The following is an 18,763-nucleotide window of genomic DNA, read 5'->3' as shown; positions in this document are numbered from 1 at the left end:
TGGGTGAGTGATACATCCATTCGGTCCCGTCGGCCCTCCGTCCGCAGCCTCCCGCTGGTGGCGCCCCTGCGCCTCGCCCGCCCCTCGGACATGTGGTTCAAACCGGCGCTGAGCGTGGTCGTCGCCACCGCGATACCGGATCTGGCGCTGTTCGCCATCGACCGGCTCGACCTCGTGATGTACACGATGGCCGGTTCGCTCTGCGCGCTGTACGGCCACAACCTGCCGTACGCCCGCCGCGCCCGCGCCGTCGCCGGAGTCGTCGTCTCGATGGTCATCGGCCTGGCGATATCCCTGGTCGTCGCCTCTGTGACCGGATCGACCGCCGTACTGATCGCGGTGGGCGCGCTGCTCGCGGCCGGACAGAAGACTCTCTGCGACGCCACCCGCATCGGTCCGCCCGGACCGGTGATCTTCACCTTCGTCACCTCGGCCGCACTCTTCGCCCCGCAGCACCTCGGACAGGTGCCGGGCCACCTCGCACTGACCCTGGCCGCGGGCGTGATCTCCTGGCTCGTCGCCGTCGGACCCGCCCTGGTCCGGAGGGAGGGCCCGGAGCGCCGGGCGACCGCCCGCGCACTCGACGCGGCCGCGGCCTACGTCGCCGACCCCGGCCACCGCACCCGGCACGCCGCGGCCGCCGCCGTGCACGCGGCCTGGCAGTCCCTGCTCGCCGCCGGCCGCCCCACCCCCGCGCGCCGGGCGCTCGAACGCCTCGTCGTCCACGCCGAAGCCGCCCTCGCCGGGGGCACCCTCGGCGATTCCCCGGCCGGCCCCGCGGCGGCCCCGGCCCCCGTCCCCGCCCCTGCTTCCGGCGTCGGTCCCGGCCTGCTCCGCGCCTGGGCCGGGCAGACCCGGGCCCGCGGCCCGGTCCCCACCCCGCCGCCCGCTCCGGGTACCTCACAGGAGCTGTTCGGCATCGACGCCGAACGGACCGCCCGGCGCGCCGGAAGCCGCCGCGACGCCCGTCGCGCACTGCTGCGCGGCCTCGCTCCGGGCTCCCCGCTGCTGCCCATCGGCGCCCGCACGCTCATCGGGTGCGCCCTGGCCGGATATGTCTCCCAGGCGGTCGGGGTCGGCCGTCCCTACTGGGCGATCGTCACCGCGGCCTCCCTCTACCAGGCCAATGTGACGCTGTCCTGGAACCGGGCCCTCCAGCGGACCCTCGGCAATCTGCTCGGCGTCCTCGTGTTCGCCGCGGTCCTCCCGGTCAGCCGCACGGGCCCGCCGGCCCTGATCGGCTGCTGCCTGTTCTTCGGCTTCGCGGCCGAGGCCCTGATCACCCGCAATTATTGGCTCGGCTCCATCGCCGTCACCCCGATGGCCCTGCTGGTCCTGGAGTTCGGCGGCACCTACCCGGCCGGTGAACTCATCGGGGACCGGGTTCTGGACACCGTGATCGGCGCGGCGACGGGCATGCTCGCCGCCATGCTGGTGACCAATCGCCGGGCCGCCGGACGCCTGGAGAAGGCACTGGCCGCCACCGACCAGGCGCGCGCCCACGCCGTGCACGTGCTCGCCGCCCCGCGGCCCACGCCCGCCGACCTCGACGACGCCCGCCGCAGACTGACCGGTTCACTCGTCGAACTGCGCGAAGCCGATGACACCGCGGCGGGTGAATGGTGGCAGCGAGCCCTGCCCCAGGAGCAGGTCCTCGCGGCCGAGCAGGCCGGACACCGTACGCTCGCGGCGACAGCAACGCGGCAGGGGTTGATCGCCCCGGCCCAGGAGAACGGAGCGGTGTGACCGACGACATCGTCGCCTCGGTGGTACGGCAGTGGCAGGCCGTCAACCCGGAGCTGGACACCGGACCGATGGAACTCATCGGCCGCATCAACCGCTGTGCGGCCCTGCTCCAGCAGGCCGAGGACGCCCCCCTGCGCGCCGCCGGACTGACCCGTGCCGAGTTCGACCTGCTCGGTGCCGTACGCCGTACCGACCGCGAACTCACCCCCGGCGAGCTGGCCAGGGAGACGTTCTCCTCCGGCGCCGCCGTCACCAAACGCCTGCGGGTCCTGCAGGAACGGGGTCTCGTCGATCGCCGCAGCGACGACCGCGACCGCCGCGTCGCCCACGTCCGTCTCACCGGAGAGGGACGCGAGCTGGTCGACCGGCTGCTGCCGAGCCAGCTGGCGTACGAACGCGCGGTGCTGTCCGGCCTCGACGAACAGACCCGTGCCCGACTCAGCGCCCAGCTCAGCGAGTTGCTGGTGCAGCTGGAGGGGCGCATCGGCGGCGCCCGGCGCTGAACGGGAGCCGGCGGCCCCGGCAGCAAATCCCGCGCGGGCATCGGTACCTCGCTGCTAACGTCCCCCGCATGAAGCGCGCTGCCATGACGACGACGCCGGAGAGTGTCCCGGCGCGCTGACAGCTGTTCAGTCCGAAGCCCCGGGGCGAGTGCCCCGGGGCTTCGCTCTGCGGTCACCCGCCCGACGACCGCGAGGAGACCGCCATGCACGACCACCGCAAGCTCGGCCGCGAGCTGGACCTGTTCGACACCGACCCGCTGATCGGCGCCGGGCTGCCGTACTGGCTGCCCGACGGCGCTGCCCTGCGCCACACCCTGGAGGAGTACATCCGCACCGTGGAACGGCGGGCGGGCTACCGGCATGTGTACTCACCGGCGCTCGGCAAACGGGAACTGTACGAGATTTCCGGGCACTGGTCGCACTACAGCGACGACATGTTCCCGCCGATGGACCTCGGAGCGGAACAGGTCGTGCTCCGGCCCAGTCTGTGCCCCCATCATGCGCTGATCTACCGCTCCCGCTCCCACAGTTACCGCGAACTTCCGCTGAGGATGGCCGAGTTGGGTGCCATGTACCGCTCCGAGCTCTCCGGAGTGCTCAGCGGACTGACCCGCGTGAGGGCCATCCAGCTGAACGACGCGCACATCTTCTGCACCCCGGGCCAGGCCGCCGAGGAGGCGCAGGCCGCGCTGGAGCTGATCCGCGGGGCGTACCGGGCGCTGGGCATCGTCCCAGCCCGCTACCGGCTCTCTCTCCCGGGACCCGGCGGGAAGTACGTGGCCGCCCCCGAGCTGTGGCAGCGGTCCACCGCCCTGCTGACCGACGTCCTCGACCGCTCCGGCCTGCCCTATGAGGCCGCCGAGGGCGAAGCCGCGTTCTACGGCCCCAAGATCGATGTCCAGGTCGCCGACCGGGCGGGCCGGGAGTCCACCCTGTCCACCGTCCAGGTCGACTTCCACCAGCCGGCCCGGTTCGATCTGCACTACATCGGCGCGGACGGCGCGAAACACCGGCCGGTCATGATCCACCGCAGCGTCATCGGCAGCGTGGAGCGCGCCGTCGCCCACCTCGTCGAGCAGCACGGCGGGGCCTTCCCCGCCTGGCTCGCCCCCACCCAGCTGGCGATCCTCCCGGTCTCCGAAGCCGAACTGCCGAATGCCGAGGCGCTCGCCCGGCGGTGCACCGGCCTCGGACTGCGCGCCGAGATCGCCGGACCCGAACGCGGCACCCTGGGTGCTCGCATCCGGGAGGCCCGCCTGGTGCCCTACCAAGCCGTCATCGGCGCCAGGGAAGCCGTCGACGACCATGTGGCCCTGCGCCTGCGCGACGGACGCCGGTACGATCCGCAGCCCGCCGACGATGTCCTCGCCCGTATCACCGCCCTCGTCGATGCCCACAACGCCGGCTTCTGGGACAGCCCTTGACCAGGGCCTCTCGTCCGGATCACGCCGGGCTCGCGGGTCCGGCCCGATCCGTCGGGGTGGCCCGGCATGCGCGGGGCTCTACCCAAAGGCAGAGCCCCGGATCGGTCCTGGGGTCCACATCTCCTCGCTCGGCGCGACCGATACTGGGCGATGTGTTGCTCATCAGCTGTTTCCGTCATCGCGTCCGCCCCGGGGCGGACACTCCGGCGCGTCCGGGAGGATTGGGCCGGGTCGTTGCGGAGACGGCCGGTGCAGCGGTGGCCGCACTGTGTCTGTACGCAGTCGCCCTGCGGCTGTGGCATCTGCCGCACGCCGGATTCCAGCTGTGCGCGGTCCCGGTCGCCGTCGCGCTCTTCCCGCTGCGGCGGCGCCGGCCCGACGCCGTGCTCCTCGTCCTCGCTGTCCTTGCCGGGGCGGCGGCCGTTGTCGGCCCGGTGACGGCCGCCGCCGCGTACACGGTGTCGATCGGTACGGTCCGCCCGCGCCATCGCGCCCGGCTGCTCGGCGGCGCGAGTCTGCTGATCATGGCATCCGCGACCGCCGCCGGCCCCCCACTCGGCAGCGGCTCGGCCGTATACGGCCTGGAGCTCGGGCTGGTCCTGGCGGTGACCGCCGTGGTGGTACCCGGACTGGTCGGGACGGTGTACGGGCAGCAGGCCCGGCTGCTGCGGGCGCTGCGCGAACGCGGGGACGCGGCCGAGCGGGCCCGCCGGTCCGCGGACAGCGAGGCCCGCACCCACGAACGGGCCCGGATCGCCGCCGAGATGCACGACCTGGTGGGCCACCGGCTCAGCCTCATCTCCCTGCACGCCGGCGGTCTGGAACTCGCCCTCGACCAGGCCGACTCCGAACTGCGCGAGGAGGCCGTCCTGGTCCGGCGCACCACCCGGGATGCGATGCACGAACTGCGGCAGGCGCTCGGGGTTCTCGGTCCGCTCGGCCGGGACACCGGACCGGACGCGTTCACCGACGCCACCGGCACCCGGGCCGACGCCGAGGCCCTGGTCGCGGAGTCCCGCGACGGCGGGATCGCGGTGCAGCTGGAATGGAGCGGCTCCGACCTCGACATGCGCCCGGCGCAGGTGCGGCGTGCGGTGCATCGGGTGCTACGGGAAGGCCTGACGAACGTGCACCGGTACGCGGCGGCCTCACATGTCGCCGTGCGGGTCGAGCACAAAGACCGGACGGTACGGGTCGCGGTCTGCAACAGCGCGTCGGCCTCCTCGACCGCGACGCCGGCCGAGGCCGGGACCGGGCGCGGCCTGCCGGGCCTGCGTGAACGGGTCGAGCTGCTCGGCGGCACCTTCGAAGCCGGTGCGCTGCCGTCCGGCGGGTTCCGGCTGGTTGCGGCCGTCCCGACGGAGCCGGCCGACGCCGGTACGAGGAATCCGGCCGCAGGCTGCACGGCAGCCTCCCCACGACACGGGGCCGACGATGCCGCGGTGGTGCCGCCGCGCGCCCCGCGAACCGCCAGGGCATTGACGTTCACCCTCGGGGCGGCGGCCCTGTGGGTGCTGATGGCGCTTGCGATCGGCATGGTCTACAGCAGGCCGAGGGGCGTGGTCCAGCCTCCACAGCCGCGCCTTGGCATGTCGTACCAGGACCTGAAGGGAGTCTTCGACAGCCCGGAAGTGCGCGCCGCGGCCACCGGACACGAACCGCCGCGGCCCGCCGACGCGGTGGGCTGCGTCTACCCGCCCACCGGTCCCGGCCCCCGGCCCGGCGTCCTTGCCATCACGCGCTACTGCTTCAACGCCTCACAGCACCTCATATCCATCGACCGCTTCACCGTCCCGTCCGTACGGGACGCCCCGCCCTGGGAGTCCCGATGACCCGGCCCACCGTGCCGATCCGTGTTCTGCTCGCCGATGACGAGGCGTTGATCCGGCACGGGGTCCGCCTGATCCTGCGGCACGCCGAGGGTATCGACGTGGTCGCCGAAGCCGCCGACGGCCGCGGGGCGGTCGAGGAGGCCGCCGCGCACCATCCGGACGTGGCGCTGGTGGACATCCGGATGCCGGTGTGCGACGGGCTGGCCGCGATCGCGCCGCTGCTCGCCCTCGACCCCGCGCCGCGCGTGGTGATGCTGACGACGTTCGGCGATGACGACAATGTGGTGCGGGCGCTGCGAGAAGGTGCGGCCGGGTTCCTGCTGAAGGACGAGGGCCCGCAGGGGCTGATCAGCGCGGTACGGTCGGCCGCCGCCGGTGACGCCGTGCTCTCGCCGGGTGTGACCGGGACGGTGATCTCCCGGATGCTGCGTTCCGGTGCCCGGCAGGACGCCGGGGACGCGCTCGCGGACGAGCGGATCGCCCGGCTCACCGGCCGGGAGCGGGAGGTCCTGGTGATGCTCGGCCAGGGCATGGCGAACCAGGACATCGCCGGACGGCTCGGTATCGGGCTCGGCACGGTGAAGACCCACGTGGGCGCGATCCTGGACAAGACCGGTTCAGCGAGCCGTGTCCAGGCCGCGCTGCTGGCTCACCGCACCGGCCTGGCCTCCTGATGCAAGCGCCCGCCGGGCAGGGCCGGGACGCACCCGCGCCCGGCGGCCGGTGATTTTCCCGCTCCGTGCCTGCCCCGAGACGGAGTTCCCCCGGCCGGGTCCCTGACCTTCGGCAGAGCGCGGCCGGGGAAGCCGGCCCTTCGGCAGAGGCCAACTCCCGTCTCCGGCACGACGTGTTCGCAGTTCAGGGCCGTGAGGATGGATGAGTCCCCCCGGCTCGCGGCACGTTTCGCGGGTCCTTGCACCCCAGGTGGAGCTGCCATGTCACATACGTTCCCTTCCTCCGGCACAACCCTCGCCGAGCCGGCCGCCCGAGCGTCCGGTCTGTCCAAGACGTACGGAAGGGGGGAGACCCGGGTCACCGCGCTGGACGCGGTGTCCGTGGAGTTCGCGCGGGGCCGGTTCACCGCCGTCATGGGCCCCTCCGGCTCCGGCAAGTCCACGCTGATGCACTGCATGGCCGGCCTGGACCCGGTGACCTCTGGTTCGGCCCGGATCGGCGGTGTCGAACTGTCCTCCCTGAACGACCGGCAGCTCACCGAACTGCGGCGGCAGAAGGTCGGCTTCGTCTTCCAGAGCTTCAACCTGCTGCCCACCCTGACCGCGCTGGAGAACATCGTCCTGCCGCTGCGGCTGGCCGGCCGGCGGCCCGAGGCGGCGTGGCTGGACACCGTCGTCGCCACCGTCGGTCTCGCGGGACGGCTTGCGCACCGCCCGGCCCAGCTCTCCGGCGGCCAGCAACAGCGCGTGGCCGTGGCCCGTGCCCTGGTCTCCCGGCCGGAGATCGTCTTCGCCGACGAGCCGACCGGCAACCTCGACTCCCGTTCCGGTGCGGAGGTGCTGGGCTTCCTGCGCGACTCGGTGCGGGAGCTGGGCCGGACCGCGGTCATGGTGACCCACGACCCGGGGGCCGCCGCCTATGCGGACCGGGTGGTGTTCCTCGCCGATGGCCGGCTCGTGGACGAGCTGCACGACCCGACCGCCGAAGCCGTCCTCGACCGGATGCTCGCCTTCGAGGCCCAGGGCCGCGCTTCCTGACCGCATCCATCAGTCCGCCATCGCCCTTCTCTCCTCCCCGTCGAAAGCTCACCATGCTGCGAACAGCCCTGCGCAACGTCCTCGCGCACAAGGCCCGTCTGATCACGACCGTGCTCGCGGTCTGTCTCGGCGTCGCGTTCATCTCCGGCTCCCTGGTCTTCGCCGACTCCACCACCGCCGCCTACCGCGCCTCCATGTCCCAGAACTACTCGGACATCGCCGTGAGCGTGACTCCGGCATACCTGCCAGGAGCCTCCGACAGGGTGCAGTACGGCGCGTTGGACGACGCCCTGGCACGAACGCTGTCCACCGTCCCCGGCGTCGCCTCCGCCCGCCCGGCAGCGGACGGTTCGGTCACCCTGGCGGCCAAGGACGGCACACCGATGCGGTCCGACAGCATGATGGGCAAGCTCGGTGCCTCCTACGTTCCGGGTTCCGACGGCAGGGACAGCCGTTACCCGCTGACGGCCGGCCGCGCCCCCCGCAACAACGGTGAGGTGGCGCTGGACCACGGAACCGCGGCAGCCGCCGGCTACGTTCTGGGCGACACCGTCACCCTCGCCAAGGACGGACCGGTTCTCAAGATGCGCCTGGTGGGCCTGGTGTCCACCAAGGACAGCCGGGTGAACGCCGGCGGCACCCTGGCGGTGTTCGACAAGGCGACCGCCCAGAAGCTGTTTGCCACCCCGGGGCACTACAACAAGATCGACCTGACCGCCGTGCCAGGCACCAGCCAGTCCGAACTCACCGACCGGGTCACCGCCGTCCTGCCCGCCGACCGTGCCGAGGCCACCTCCGGTATCGCCCAGGCCGACCAGCAGTCCGTCTTCATCGACACCAGGACCCACAGCTACGAGCGGCTGCCCATGCTCTTCGCCGCTGTCTCGCTGTTCATCGGCACGTTCCTCGTCATCAACACCTTCACCATGCTCATTGCACGCCGCAGCCGCGAGATCGCCCTGCTGCGGGCGATCGGTGCCACCCGCCGCCAGGTGGTCCGCTCGGTCCTCGCCGAGGCGGCCCTGATCGGTCTCGCCGCGTCCGTTCTCGGGTTCCTGCTGGGGCTGGGACTGGCCGCGGCGCTGCCGAGCGTGCTGGACACCTCCGGCGACCTGCTGCCCAGCGGGCCGCTGGTGATCAGCCCGACCACGATCCTCGCCGCGCTCGCCGTGGGTGTCGGCATCACCGTGCTCGCCGCCTGGCTGCCGGCGCGCCGCGCGGCACGGATCGCCCCGATCGAGGCGATGCGCACGGCCGAGCAGCCACCGTCCGCCATGGTCTCCCGCATCCGCGGCATCCTCGGCCTGGCCGTGATCATCCTGGGTACTGGTCTGCTGTTCTCGCTGACCGACGCGACCAGCGCCACCGACGACAACCTGCAGACCGCGCTGTTCGGGGCCGGGATCCTCGTGGTCGGCCTGATCGTGCTGGCCCCGCTGCTCGCCAGCCCGGTGATCCGCCTCCTCGGCCGGCTCACCGCCCGCTTCGGCGTCGTGGCCGACCTCGCCCGCGAGAACACCCTGCGCGACCCCCGCCGTACCGCCGCCACCGCCGCCACGCTGCTGATCAGCACTGCGCTGGTCTCCGGTCTCGCGGTCATCGACCAGTCCACGAGCCGGGCTCTGGATGCCCAGGCCACCGCCGGAGTGAGCGCCGATTACGTCATCAGCACCCGCGGCACCACCACCGCCATCGACTCCGACGCCATCCAGCGCGTCGCCGATGTGCCCGGTGTGCGGACCGCCTCCGCCGTGGCGGACTCCACCATCAGCGCCGGCCCCCTCGTCAAGGCGGTCTCCGGGGTCGACCCGAAGACTGTGGACGACGTGATGAAGCTTCATTTCCTCAGCGGTTCCGCCAAGGACCTCGGCCCCGGCAAGGTCGCCGTCTCCCACAGCTTCGCCCGCGACCACCGCGTCACCACGGGCGAGCAGATCGAGGCGAGCATCGGCCCCGGAACCGGCGACCGCGACGAGCCCTACACCGTTGTCGGCGTCTACCGGGACAACCCCTCTGCCCAGGACGTTCTCGGCTACCGCACCGAGGTGCAAAAGCACAGCTACATGCGCAACTCCGTGCAGCGCATCCTGGTCCGCACCACCGACGGCGCTGTCTCCGAGGGCCTGGAGAAGCACCTGCGCGCCGCCGTGAGCGACAGCCCGCTCCTGAAGGTCCAAAACCGCGCCCAGCTCGTCCAGGAGCAGGCCGGCGTCGTCGGCGACCTGATGACCATGGTGTTCGGGCTGCTCGCCATCGGCGTACTGATCTCCGCACTCGGCATGATCAACACCCTCGCCATGTCGGTCTCGGAGCGCACCCGTGAGATCGGCGTCCTGCGCGCCATCGGCATGGACCGCTCCGGCATCCGCCGCATGATCCGACTGGAGGCCGTCTGTGTCGCCGCCTTCGGTACCCTGCTCGGACTGGTCGCAGGTCTGTTCGGGGCGTGGAAGGTCAGCGGGCTGGCCAACGGCGCGATCCCGCAGTACTCCTTCTCACTGCCCTGGCCCACCCTCGCCCTCGTGGTCCTGCTCGCCCTCGCCGTCGGCGCGGCCGCGGCCGCTCTGCCCGCCCGACGGGCCGCCGCCCTCAGCCCCCTGCGAGCCGTCACCGACGCCTGACGTGGTCCGAGGAGCGGCAGTTGACCCGGGTCAGCTGCCGCTGAGCGCCTTCACGCCGGTTCAGAGCGCGCATTGCCGTCCGAGGTGGCGTGGGCGGGATGCGTACGGCCCCGCACATCGCTGTGGCGCCTTCGTCGGCGACCCGTCCGCCAGTCACCAATGGGCTCCTTTCGGTCCACTTCGACCGCATGTGCGCTCGCCCCCGGTGTGGGGCGGTCCGCACGTCGCGCGAAGCGATGCTCCGGGCGGGCCGCCACGTGCGCGGGATCGCGGAACCCTCTCGATTGTCACTCCCCGCGCATGCATGGAGGCGGTGCGTGCAAAAACTCGTGAGTGTATTACCGCAGGAGCGCTCGCGCAGGGGGTTGGGTGAATGTGCCGAAGCCCTGATTCGATCTGACTAAGCTCACGCGCAGCGAAGTCGAGTTGATATGAATTCGAGCGCTTGTTCATAAGTGTCCTTCAAGCGCGTTTACCTCCCGAATCAACCGCCAGAGGTTCCAGATGATTCGTGTTGAATCACCACCGAACGAACGAGAAGCCCCCGTCGTTCGCGCCATGTTGCTGCCGCTGCTTCTGATGGGCGGCGCGACCGCCGCCGCGGCGGCACTGGTTTCCGAGGCCGCGCGTATACCAGTCGTCTGGTGCGGCGCGCTCGCCACCGTTCTGGTCGCCGCACTCACCGTCCAACTCGCCCGCCGGGCACGCGATATGCGCACCCAGCGCGCGGTGTACGAACGGCGCTTCGCTGACCTGGAGCGGCGCATCGCCACCCACGACGACGAGACCGTACGGATCAGCAAGGAGCTCCTTCCGGCCGCCATCCACCGGCTGCGCGTAGGCAATTCACCCGAAGAGGTGCTGCGGGACGTCGTCGACGCGGACGACCTGTACCGCGACCTGCCCGACGCCCAACGCACCCTCGTCTACACGGTGCTGAACATCATCGACAACGAAGAGGCGATGCGTGACTCCGCGCAGCGCGCCTTCGTCAACGTCGCGCGGCGCGTCCAGGCGATCGTCCACCGCCAGGCGAGTGAACTGCGGGAGATGGAGGAGCACCACGGGCGCGACCCCGACGTCTTCGACGACCTGCTCCGCATCGACCATGGCACCGCACTGATCGGCCGTCTCGCCGACTCCATCGCGGTACTCGGCGGCGCCCGCCCCAGCCGTCAATGGCCCAAGCCCGTACCACTGTTCAGCGTGCTGCGCGGCGCCATGTCGCGGATCCTGGAATACCCGCGGGTCGATCTGCACTCGATCGCGAAGGTCGCCATCATCGGCACGGCCGTCGAGCCGCTCATCCACGCCTGCGCCGAACTCCTCGACAACGCCACGCGCTACTCGCCACCGCAGACCCGGGTGCACGTCACCGCCGTCGAGGTGCAGACCGGCATCGCCATCGAGATCGAGGACGGCGGAGTCTCGCTCAGCGAGGAAGCCCGGTCGCGGGCCGAGAACATGCTCGCCAGGGCCCAGGCCGGCTCCAACATGAACGACCTCGGAGAGTCCCCGCGGCTCGGTATGGCCGTCGTCGGACGGCTCGCGCGGATGTACGACCTCCAGGTCTCGCTGCGGCAGTCCGCGTACGGCGGCGTCCGCGCCGTCCTCATCGTGCCCCGCGCCATGATCACCACCGGCCCCGCTCCCGGTATCGCCCACGGCATCGGAGCCACGTCGAGGCCCACCAGCGACATCGACCACGCGGCGATGAAGCACGTCGTGCCGCCCCGCCGCAAGCGCCGCCCCGTGGCCCAGCGCCCCGCCACCGGGCCGGTCGCACCCGTCACCCGGCCGGTCCTTCCCGCGGCTGCCCTGGAGGACGACGTCCCCGTGGTGACCGAGTGGACAACCGGAGGGCTCCCGCAACGACGCAGCCGCGGCCGTGCCCCCCTGGGCTCGCACAATCTCCCCGCACAGTCCGTCGCCCCCACCGCAGGACAGCGCAACGGCCATGTCAACGGCCACGGTCAGGGGAACGACAGCGGCAAGGAACAGCCCCCCGGACTCTGGCTGGAGGCCTTTACCAACGCCGTCAACGGCGTGCCGCAGGACCCGAAGACCGATGAAGACTCTGACGATGCCTGGGACAAGGGAGACCTGAAGTGATCCAGCAGCGGGGAAATATGGACTGGATGCTCAAGGAACTGGCCGACGACGTGCCGGACATCCACCAGATCGTGGTGCTCTCCGCCGACGGTCTGCGCATCGCCCGGCACGGGGGAGACCCGGATGTCGCCGACCGCCTCGCGGCGGCCTGTGCCGGACTGCAGAGCCTGGCCGCCGCCGTCGCCTCCGAAATCCCGTACAGCGACGGCCTCATGCGCCTGGTCGTCATCGAGGTCACCGGTGGCTTCTTCTACTTGATGGCCGCCGGAACGGGCGCGTACCTCGCGGTCCTGGCCGGTGAGACCGTCGACGCGGGACTCGTCGGATCGCGGATGCGCGACATGGTCGTCAGGATCGGCGCCCATCTGACGAGCCCTCCACGCCATGACGGGCAGACCGGATGAATTCTCCCCGACGAGAACGCCGAGAGGCCGATCCGGCACTGAGCGATCCGGAACGGCTGTACGTGATCACCGGCGATCCCGACGGCAGCGAGCGGGCGCCGCTCGACCTGGTCACGATGGTCGTCGCGAAGGCCCAGCCGTCGCCGACCGTCCAGCCCGAACAGGCCGTCATCCTGCGGCTCTGCCAGGCGCCGTTATCCGTCGCCGAGCTCTCGGCCTACCTCGGTCTGCCCTTCAGCGTGGTGACTTCGCTCCTCACGGAACTCCTCGCGACCGAACTCATCGAATCGCGCGCGCCCATCGTCCGCGCCACTCTCCCGGACAGGTCCCTTCTCGAAGCGGTGATGCATGGACTTCAGAAGCTCTGACACGATCACCGGCCCCCGGCGCGAGGACGTCCTTCCCACGACGGCGACAGCCGCGGTGAAGGTCGTGATCGTCGGCGGGTTCGGGGTCGGCAAGACGACCATGGTCGGATCGGTCAGCGAGATCCGCCCGCTGACCACCGAAGAGACCATGACCCAGGCCGGTGTCGGCGTGGACGACAACTACGGGGTGGAGAGCAAGACCGCCACCACCGTCGCCATGGACTTCGGCCGGATCTCCATCAGCGAGGAGCTGATCCTCTACCTGTTCGGCACCCCGGGCCAGGAACGGTTCTGGTTCCTGTGGAACGGCCTGTTCGAAGGCGCCCTCGGCGCGGTGGTCCTCATCGACACCCGCCGTCTCGAAGTCAGCTTCGATGTCATCGGACGGCTGGAGGAGCGCGGCGTTCCGTTCGTCGTCGCCGTCAACACCTTCCCCGACGCCCCGAAGCACCCGGTCGAGGCGCTGCGCAGCGCCCTGGACCTTCCCGAAGAGGTTCCGATGATCGACTGTGACGCCCGGCTGCGTGCCTCCAGCCGCGACGTACTGATGACGCTGATGCGCTATCTGCACAGTCTGGCCCTCCCGCTCGCCTGACCGCAGTACACACCCCCCGCGCGCCCCATCCGTCTGGTCCTTGGAATCCTGATCCCTGGAGCGATCGTGACAACCCCATTCCACTACGAGCCCGGAGCGGCCCGAGGGCCGGTTCCGCCCCCCGAATGCCCGGCCCACGGCCTCGGCATCGGCCCCGGCGGACTACGCCGGCTCTACGGCCCGGAGGCCGAGCGGGACCCCCACGGGCTGTACGACAAACTGCGCGCCGAACACGGCAGCGTGGCGCCCGTACTGCTGCACGGAGACGTGCCCGCCTGGCTGGTCCTCGGGCACAGCGAGAACCTGCACATGACCCGGACCCCCTCGCAGTTCTCCCGCGACTCGCGCCGGTGGCGGGCGCTGCAGGACGGCAGCGTCGCACCGGACCACCCGCTCGCCCCGATCTTCACCTGGCAGCCGATCTGTGCCTTCGCCGACGGCGCCACGCATGAGCGCCAGCGCGGTGCGGTCACCGACAGCATGGGCCGCATCGACACCCGCGGGGTGCGCCGTCACGTCAACCGCTACAGCAACCGGCTCGTCAACGACTTCTGTCAGGAGGGCCGCGTCGATCTGGTCGGTCAGTTCGCCGAACGGCTGCCGATGATGGTGATGTGCGCGATCCTCGGCATGCCCGAGGAGTACAACGACCGGATGGTGCAGGCCGCCCGTGACATGACCCGGGGCACGGCCACCGCCGTCGCGAGCAACACCTACGTCCTCGACGCCCTGACCCGGCTCGTCCGACGCCGCCGGCGCGAGCCCGCGGACGACTTCGCCACCTGGCTCGTCGAGCATCCGGCGGGAATGAACGACCAGGAGGTCAGCGAGCATCTGCGACTGGTCCTCATCGCCTCCTACGAGTCGACCGTCAACCTGATCGCCAACGTACTGCGTGTGGTGCTCACCGACCCCCGGTTCCGGGCCAGGCTCAGCGGCGGACACATGACGGTGCCCGAAGCGGTCGAGCAGACGCTGTGGGACGAACCGCCGTTCACCGCGGTCTTCGGACGCTGGGCCGTCGGCGACACCGAGCTGGGCGGCCAGCAGATCAGGGCGGGCGACGCACTGATCGTCGGCATCGCACCGGCCAACACCGATCCGGTGGTACGACCCGATCTCAAGGCCGACATGGAGGGCAACCGGGCCCACCTCGCGTTCAGCGGCGGCCCCCATGAATGCCCCGGGCAGGACATCGGACGCGCCATCGCCGACGTCGGCGTCGACGCCCTGCTGATGCGCCTTCCGGACCTCGAACTCGCCGTCGACGAGACCGAGCTGAGCTGGATCGGGAACTTCATGGGCCGGCATCTGGTGGAGCTTCCGGCGGACTTCGCGGCGCGTCCGCCGCAGGACGACAGGGAACCGCCGTCCATGGGCAGGCCGAACCCCCAGCGCCAGGACTGGGAGGTCCAGCCGACGGTCCGGCATACCGCTCCCACACCCGGCCGTACTCCCGGTCCCACCCCGGCCGCGGCGCCCGGCGCCACGAGCACGGGTGCGACGCCCACGGGGACGGCCGCCGGCGAGCCCGAACACGCCCCCGCCGAGCAGTCCGCCACCGGGCGGATCCCGCAGCAGCGCGGCGACACCCCGCCGGCGCGGCTGTGGCGTGCCGTCTCGCGCTGGTGGAGCGGGGACTGACCCGGCCCGACGGGGCGGGGACGGATCCGGCAGGCGGCCCGGTGGCCATGGGCCCGCGGGTCCACGGCCACCGGGCCGGACGTCGTGGGCGCCGGGTGGGAGCCGCCGCCCGGAGCCGCCCGGACCCGGTCCGGTCCCCGTACCATGCGGAAGCGTGAAGCTGACAATTCTGGGCGGCGGCGGATTCCGGGTTCCACTCGTGTACGGGGCGCTGCTCGCCGATCATGCCGAGGGCCGCGTCACCGCGGTCACGCTCTACGACACCGACGCCGACCGGCTCACCGCCGTGGCCAGGGTCCTCGGTGACCAGGCCGCGAACGTTCCGGACGCCCCCGCCGTCAACGCCACCACCGAGCTCGACGAAGCGCTGCGCGGCGCCGACTTCGTCTTCTCGGCGATCCGCGTCGGTGGCCTCGAAGGCCGGGCGGCAGACGAACGGGTCGCCCTCGACGAAGGCGTACTCGGCCAGGAGACGGTCGGCGCGGGCGGCATCGCGTACGGGCTGCGCACCGTGCCCGTCGCCGTCGGCCTCGCGCAGCGCATCGCGAGGCTCGCCCCGGACGCCTGGGTCATCAACTTCACCAACCCGGCGGGGCTGGTCACCGAGGCCATGTCCCGTTACCTGGGCGACCGGGTCATCGGCATCTGCGACTCCCCGGTGGGCCTCGGCCGCCGGATCGCCCGGGTGCTCGGCGTTGACCCCGACCGGGCCCGGATCGACTACGTCGGCCTCAACCATCTGGGTTGGGTCCGCGGACTGTGTGCCGACGGCCGCGACGAGCTGCCACGGCTGCTGGCGGACCCGGCTCTCCTCGGCTCCTTCGAAGAGGGGCGGCTCTTCGGCGCCGACTGGCTGCGGTCGCTGGGCGCCGTCCCCAACGAGTATCTGCACTACTACTACTTCAACCGGGAAGCCGTACGCGCCTACCAGGACGCCGAGCAGACCCGTGGCGCCTTTCTCCGCGAGCAGCAGGAGGGGTTCTACGCCCGGATGAAGGACCCTGCCGTCCCCGCGCTGCGGGCCTGGGACCACACCCGTGCCGAACGCGAGGCCACCTACATGTCGGAGAACCGGGAGGTCGCCGGGGTCGGCGAGCGGGACGAGAGCGATCTGGAGTCCGGCGGCTACGAGAAGGTGGCGCTCGCCCTCATGCGGGCCGTCGCCCGCAACGAACGGACCTCGCTGATCCTCAACGTCCGCAACCGGACGACGCTTTCCGTGCTCGACGCGGACGCGGTCATCGAGGTGCCGTGCCTCGTCGACGCGAACGGTGCCCATCCCGTCGCCGTCGACCCGCTTCCGTACCATGCCGTCGGTCTGGTCACCGCGGTCAAGGCGGTCGAACGCGCCGTGCTGGACGCGGCGGAGAGCGGCTCACGCGCCGCCGCCGTGAAGGCCTTCGCGCTGCACCCGCTGGTCGACTCGGTGACGGTGGCCCGACGCCTCCTCGACGGATACCTGAAGGTCCATCCCGCACTCGCCTACCTGAACCGGCCCTAGGGTCGTTCGTCGTTCGCCGTTCGCCGTTCGCCGTTCGTGTGCGGCGGCCGGGCTGTCAGGTGGTGGAGACCGCGCGTTCGCCGCCGGACGGTGCCCACGACGGCGTCACACCGGTCACCTGGCAGACCATCAGGAAGAGCGGGATCGGCGGGGTGTACGGAGTGCGCTCGTCGGGATGGTGGATCAGCCGGGGCCGTACCGCCGGAACGAACGCCCCCTTCGCATAGGCGACCTGTGGGGGCCAGTCGAGATCGAGGTCGGAACCCGCGGGCACGATCCACCACCAGCGGTCGGCGTCGGCGAAGACACAACCGGTGCGTGGCAGATGAGACATCAGCCGGAAGCCGTACCGTGCAGGGACCCCCACCGCGTCGCAGCCCAGGCTCGCCGACAACGCGGGTGGCAGCGGCAACTGCACGGTGCCCGTGCCGGTGGCGCGGCCGGGCCTGTGGGAGCGCCGTGCTCCGAGCAGATGGGACATCGCGTTTCTCAGCATCAGCGCTCCGTGCCGTGCGGTAGTTCTGCCCAGACGATGCGCCCCGAGCCGTTGCCCGCGCCGCGGGAACCCCAGGAGCTGCTCATCGCGTCGACGAGCAGCAGGCCGCGACCGTGCTCGTCATCGGCGGTGCGGCACAGCTGTGGCCCGCCGGGCTGGTGTCCTTGGTCCTGTACGGCTATCCGCAGTCGTCTGTCCAGGCATCGCAGCTCGCATACGACGCGAGCGCTCATGGTGTGCACCACCGCGTTGGTGAACAGCTCCGAGACGATCAGGATCGCCGCCTCGTGCGCGTCCTCGTCCAGCCGCCACTCGTCGAGCCGGGCCCGCGTCAGCCGCCGCGCACCGGCGACCGACTCGGGGCGCGCGGGCAGCGCGAAGCAGTACCGGAGCGCTTCCGTCCCGGGTCTGAGGTCCATGAGCCGGGGGATGAGCGCGCTGCCAGGTGCCACAACCGATTCCTCACAGTGGGGGCTGCGTCACACTCCGTCAGTCCATGCGAATGGCGACGGTTGTGACTACGTGAACTGGTTCACTCACCAACTTTCCCCCTGTCGAGAACACTTGGCAAGGGGCACTCTGAAAATTTCAGAGTGACTATGTCGTGGACGGCCCGCGCATGGCACACTGCTGCCAAACAGCGCATCGGGAGGTCTGAAGTGAGCGAACCGCGGTCCGCCCCGACCGTGGGTCAGGTCGTTCTCGGCAAGCGCCTGCAGGATCTGCGGGAGCGTGTCGGCCTGAGCCGCGACCAGGCTGCCAAGGTGCTGCGGGTCGCACCTGCGACGATACGCAGGATGGAGACCGCCGAGGTCGCTCTCAAGATCCCTTATGTCCAGCTGCTGCTGAAGGCGTACGGGATCGCCGACGACGAGGCCGACGCCTTCGTGGAACTGGCCGAGGAGGCCAACAAACCCGGCTGGTGGCAGCGCTTCCACGACGTGCTGCCCGACTGGTTCAGCATGTACGTCAGTCTGGAGGGTGCCGCGAGCCTCCTGCGCATGTACGAGCCGCACTTCGTCCCCGGACTGCTGCAGACCGAGGACTACGCGCGCTCGGTGATGCGCACCGGAGCCGTCGGCCAGACCAGACCCGAGGACATCGAACGCCACGTGGCGCTGCGGATGCAGCGCCAGTCACTGCTGACCAGGCCCGACGCCCCGAAACTGTGGGTGGTGATGGACGAGACGGTGCTGCGCCGCCCCGTCGGCAGCGTCGATGCCATGCGCGGGCAGATCGACCGGCTGCTCGAAGCGACCGAGATGACCCATGTGACGCTGCAGATCGCGGAATTCTCGACCGGTCACCACCCGGGCACCTACGGCCCCTTCGTTCTCTTCCGCTTCGGCGTCCCCGAACTCCCCGACATGGTCTACAGCGAGTACCTGACCGGAGCCGTCTACTTCGACGCCCGCCCCGAGGTGGCCTCCTACCTCGAAGTCATGGACCGCATGGCGGCTCAGGCCGCAACTGCACAACGCACGAAGGAAATCCTCCGGGACTTCCGCAAGGAGCTGTGATGGAACCCATATACAACGGCATGCCGGCCGCCGAACTCGGCACCGAGGGCTGGCACAAGCCGTGGAGCGGAGGGAACGGAGGCAACTGCGTCGAAGCCATGAAGCTGTCCGACGGAAGAATTGCAGTGCGCCAGTCCGCCGATCCCGACGGGCCCGCTCTCATCTATGCCCCCCATGAGATCGCCGCCTTCATCCAGGGCGCCAAGTCCGGTCAGGCGGACTTCCTCCTCACCTGAATCAGCGGCCCGCTCACCGGAGCGACGGCCTTCTCACCCGAATCCGCAG

The 18,763-nt window shown here is 71.1% G+C and carries 17 protein-coding genes; 15 read left to right on the top strand and 2 right to left on the bottom strand.

The genetic code is table 11. The features are described from left to right. The first annotated feature begins 3 nt into the window (after window positions 1–3). The 13 genes from ACF08M_RS14065 to ACF08M_RS14005 all read left to right on the top strand — a co-directional run bounded on the left by ACF08M_RS14065 (window position 4) and on the right by ACF08M_RS14005 (window position 16,462). Window positions 4–1,746 (top strand): FUSC family protein, encoded by a 1,743-nt coding sequence (locus ACF08M_RS14065; protein ID WP_392185491.1) that lies wholly within the window; start codon window positions 4–6, stop codon window positions 1,744–1,746. Then, a complete protein-coding gene (locus tag ACF08M_RS14060) occupies window positions 1,743–2,249 on the top strand; it encodes a MarR family winged helix-turn-helix transcriptional regulator (protein ID WP_392185490.1) in 507 nt (168 codons plus the stop codon). Before ACF08M_RS14065 ends, ACF08M_RS14060 begins: the two co-directional genes overlap by 4 nt. Window positions 2,250–2,452: 203 nt before the next feature. Then, window positions 2,453–3,673 (top strand): threonine--tRNA ligase, encoded by a 1,221-nt coding sequence (gene thrS, locus ACF08M_RS14055; protein WP_392185489.1) that lies wholly within the window; start codon window positions 2,453–2,455, stop codon window positions 3,671–3,673. A gap of 257 nt (window positions 3,674–3,930) precedes the next feature. Next, entirely contained in the window at window positions 3,931–5,505 is a 1,575-nt protein-coding gene (locus tag ACF08M_RS14050) for a sensor histidine kinase (RefSeq protein ID WP_392185488.1), read from the top strand. Continuing rightward, complete coding sequence (locus ACF08M_RS14045; protein ID WP_392185487.1) at window positions 5,502–6,179, top strand: response regulator; 678 nt, start codon at window positions 5,502–5,504, stop codon at window positions 6,177–6,179. The genes ACF08M_RS14050 and ACF08M_RS14045 overlap by 4 nt, the downstream gene beginning before the upstream one ends. A 261-nt stretch (window positions 6,180–6,440) precedes the next feature. Then, a complete protein-coding gene (locus ACF08M_RS14040) occupies window positions 6,441–7,217 on the top strand; it encodes an ABC transporter ATP-binding protein (RefSeq protein WP_392185486.1) in 777 nt (258 codons plus the stop codon). 53 nt (window positions 7,218–7,270) lie between these two features. Further along, complete coding sequence (locus tag ACF08M_RS14035; protein WP_392185485.1) at window positions 7,271–9,838, top strand: ABC transporter permease; 2,568 nt, start codon at window positions 7,271–7,273, stop codon at window positions 9,836–9,838. Window positions 9,839–10,342: 504 nt separating this feature from the next. Then, window positions 10,343–11,950 carry a sensor histidine kinase gene (locus ACF08M_RS14030; protein WP_392185484.1) on the top strand — a complete coding sequence of 536 codons (1,608 nt, stop codon included), beginning with the start codon at window positions 10,343–10,345 and terminating at the stop codon, window positions 11,948–11,950. Beyond that, window positions 11,947–12,354 carry a roadblock/LC7 domain-containing protein gene (locus ACF08M_RS14025; protein ID WP_351085931.1) on the top strand — a complete coding sequence of 136 codons (408 nt, stop codon included), beginning with the start codon at window positions 11,947–11,949 and terminating at the stop codon, window positions 12,352–12,354. Before ACF08M_RS14030 ends, ACF08M_RS14025 begins: the two co-directional genes overlap by 4 nt. Next, on the top strand, window positions 12,351–12,722 hold the full coding sequence (locus ACF08M_RS14020) for a DUF742 domain-containing protein (protein ID WP_392185483.1): 372 nt from the start codon (window positions 12,351–12,353) through the stop codon (window positions 12,720–12,722). Before ACF08M_RS14025 ends, ACF08M_RS14020 begins: the two co-directional genes overlap by 4 nt. Next, window positions 12,703–13,317 (top strand): ATP/GTP-binding protein, encoded by a 615-nt coding sequence (locus ACF08M_RS14015; protein WP_392185482.1) that lies wholly within the window; start codon window positions 12,703–12,705, stop codon window positions 13,315–13,317. Before ACF08M_RS14020 ends, ACF08M_RS14015 begins: the two co-directional genes overlap by 20 nt. A 66-nt stretch (window positions 13,318–13,383) precedes the next feature. Then, on the top strand, window positions 13,384–14,961 hold the full coding sequence (locus ACF08M_RS14010) for a cytochrome P450 (protein WP_392185481.1): 1,578 nt from the start codon (window positions 13,384–13,386) through the stop codon (window positions 14,959–14,961). Between the two features lie 154 nt (window positions 14,962–15,115). After that, window positions 15,116–16,462: a 6-phospho-beta-glucosidase gene (locus ACF08M_RS14005; RefSeq protein ID WP_392185480.1), complete on the top strand. Its 1,347-nt coding sequence runs from the start codon at window positions 15,116–15,118 to the stop codon at window positions 16,460–16,462. Window positions 16,463–16,517: 55 nt separating this feature from the next. Here the strand turns inward: ACF08M_RS14005 and ACF08M_RS14000 are convergent, their stop codons facing one another. After that, window positions 16,518–16,958, bottom strand: coding sequence for a hypothetical protein (locus ACF08M_RS14000; RefSeq protein WP_392185479.1), 441 nt, complete (start codon window positions 16,956–16,958; stop codon window positions 16,518–16,520). After that, a complete protein-coding gene (locus ACF08M_RS13995) occupies window positions 16,958–17,410 on the bottom strand; it encodes an ATP-binding protein (RefSeq protein ID WP_392185478.1) in 453 nt (150 codons plus the stop codon). The genes ACF08M_RS14000 and ACF08M_RS13995 overlap by 1 nt, the downstream gene beginning before the upstream one ends. Window positions 17,411–17,617: 207 nt before the next feature. On the opposite strand from ACF08M_RS13995, the gene ACF08M_RS13990 reads away from it, so the two are divergent. Then, a complete protein-coding gene (locus ACF08M_RS13990; RefSeq protein ID WP_392185477.1) occupies window positions 17,618–18,478 on the top strand; it encodes a helix-turn-helix domain-containing protein in 861 nt (286 codons plus the stop codon). Further along, window positions 18,478–18,714 carry a DUF397 domain-containing protein gene (locus ACF08M_RS13985; protein WP_392185476.1) on the top strand — a complete coding sequence of 79 codons (237 nt, stop codon included), beginning with the start codon at window positions 18,478–18,480 and terminating at the stop codon, window positions 18,712–18,714. The genes ACF08M_RS13990 and ACF08M_RS13985 overlap by 1 nt, the downstream gene beginning before the upstream one ends. Window positions 18,715–18,763 lie beyond the last annotated feature (49 nt).

Source organism: Streptomyces sp. NPDC015032, assembly GCF_043080425.1.
In the GTDB taxonomy this organism is placed as follows: Bacteria; Actinomycetota; Actinomycetes; order Streptomycetales; family Streptomycetaceae; genus Streptomyces.
Note: the sequence above shows the minus strand (reverse complement) of the source record. Positions and strands in the feature narration are given on the sequence as shown.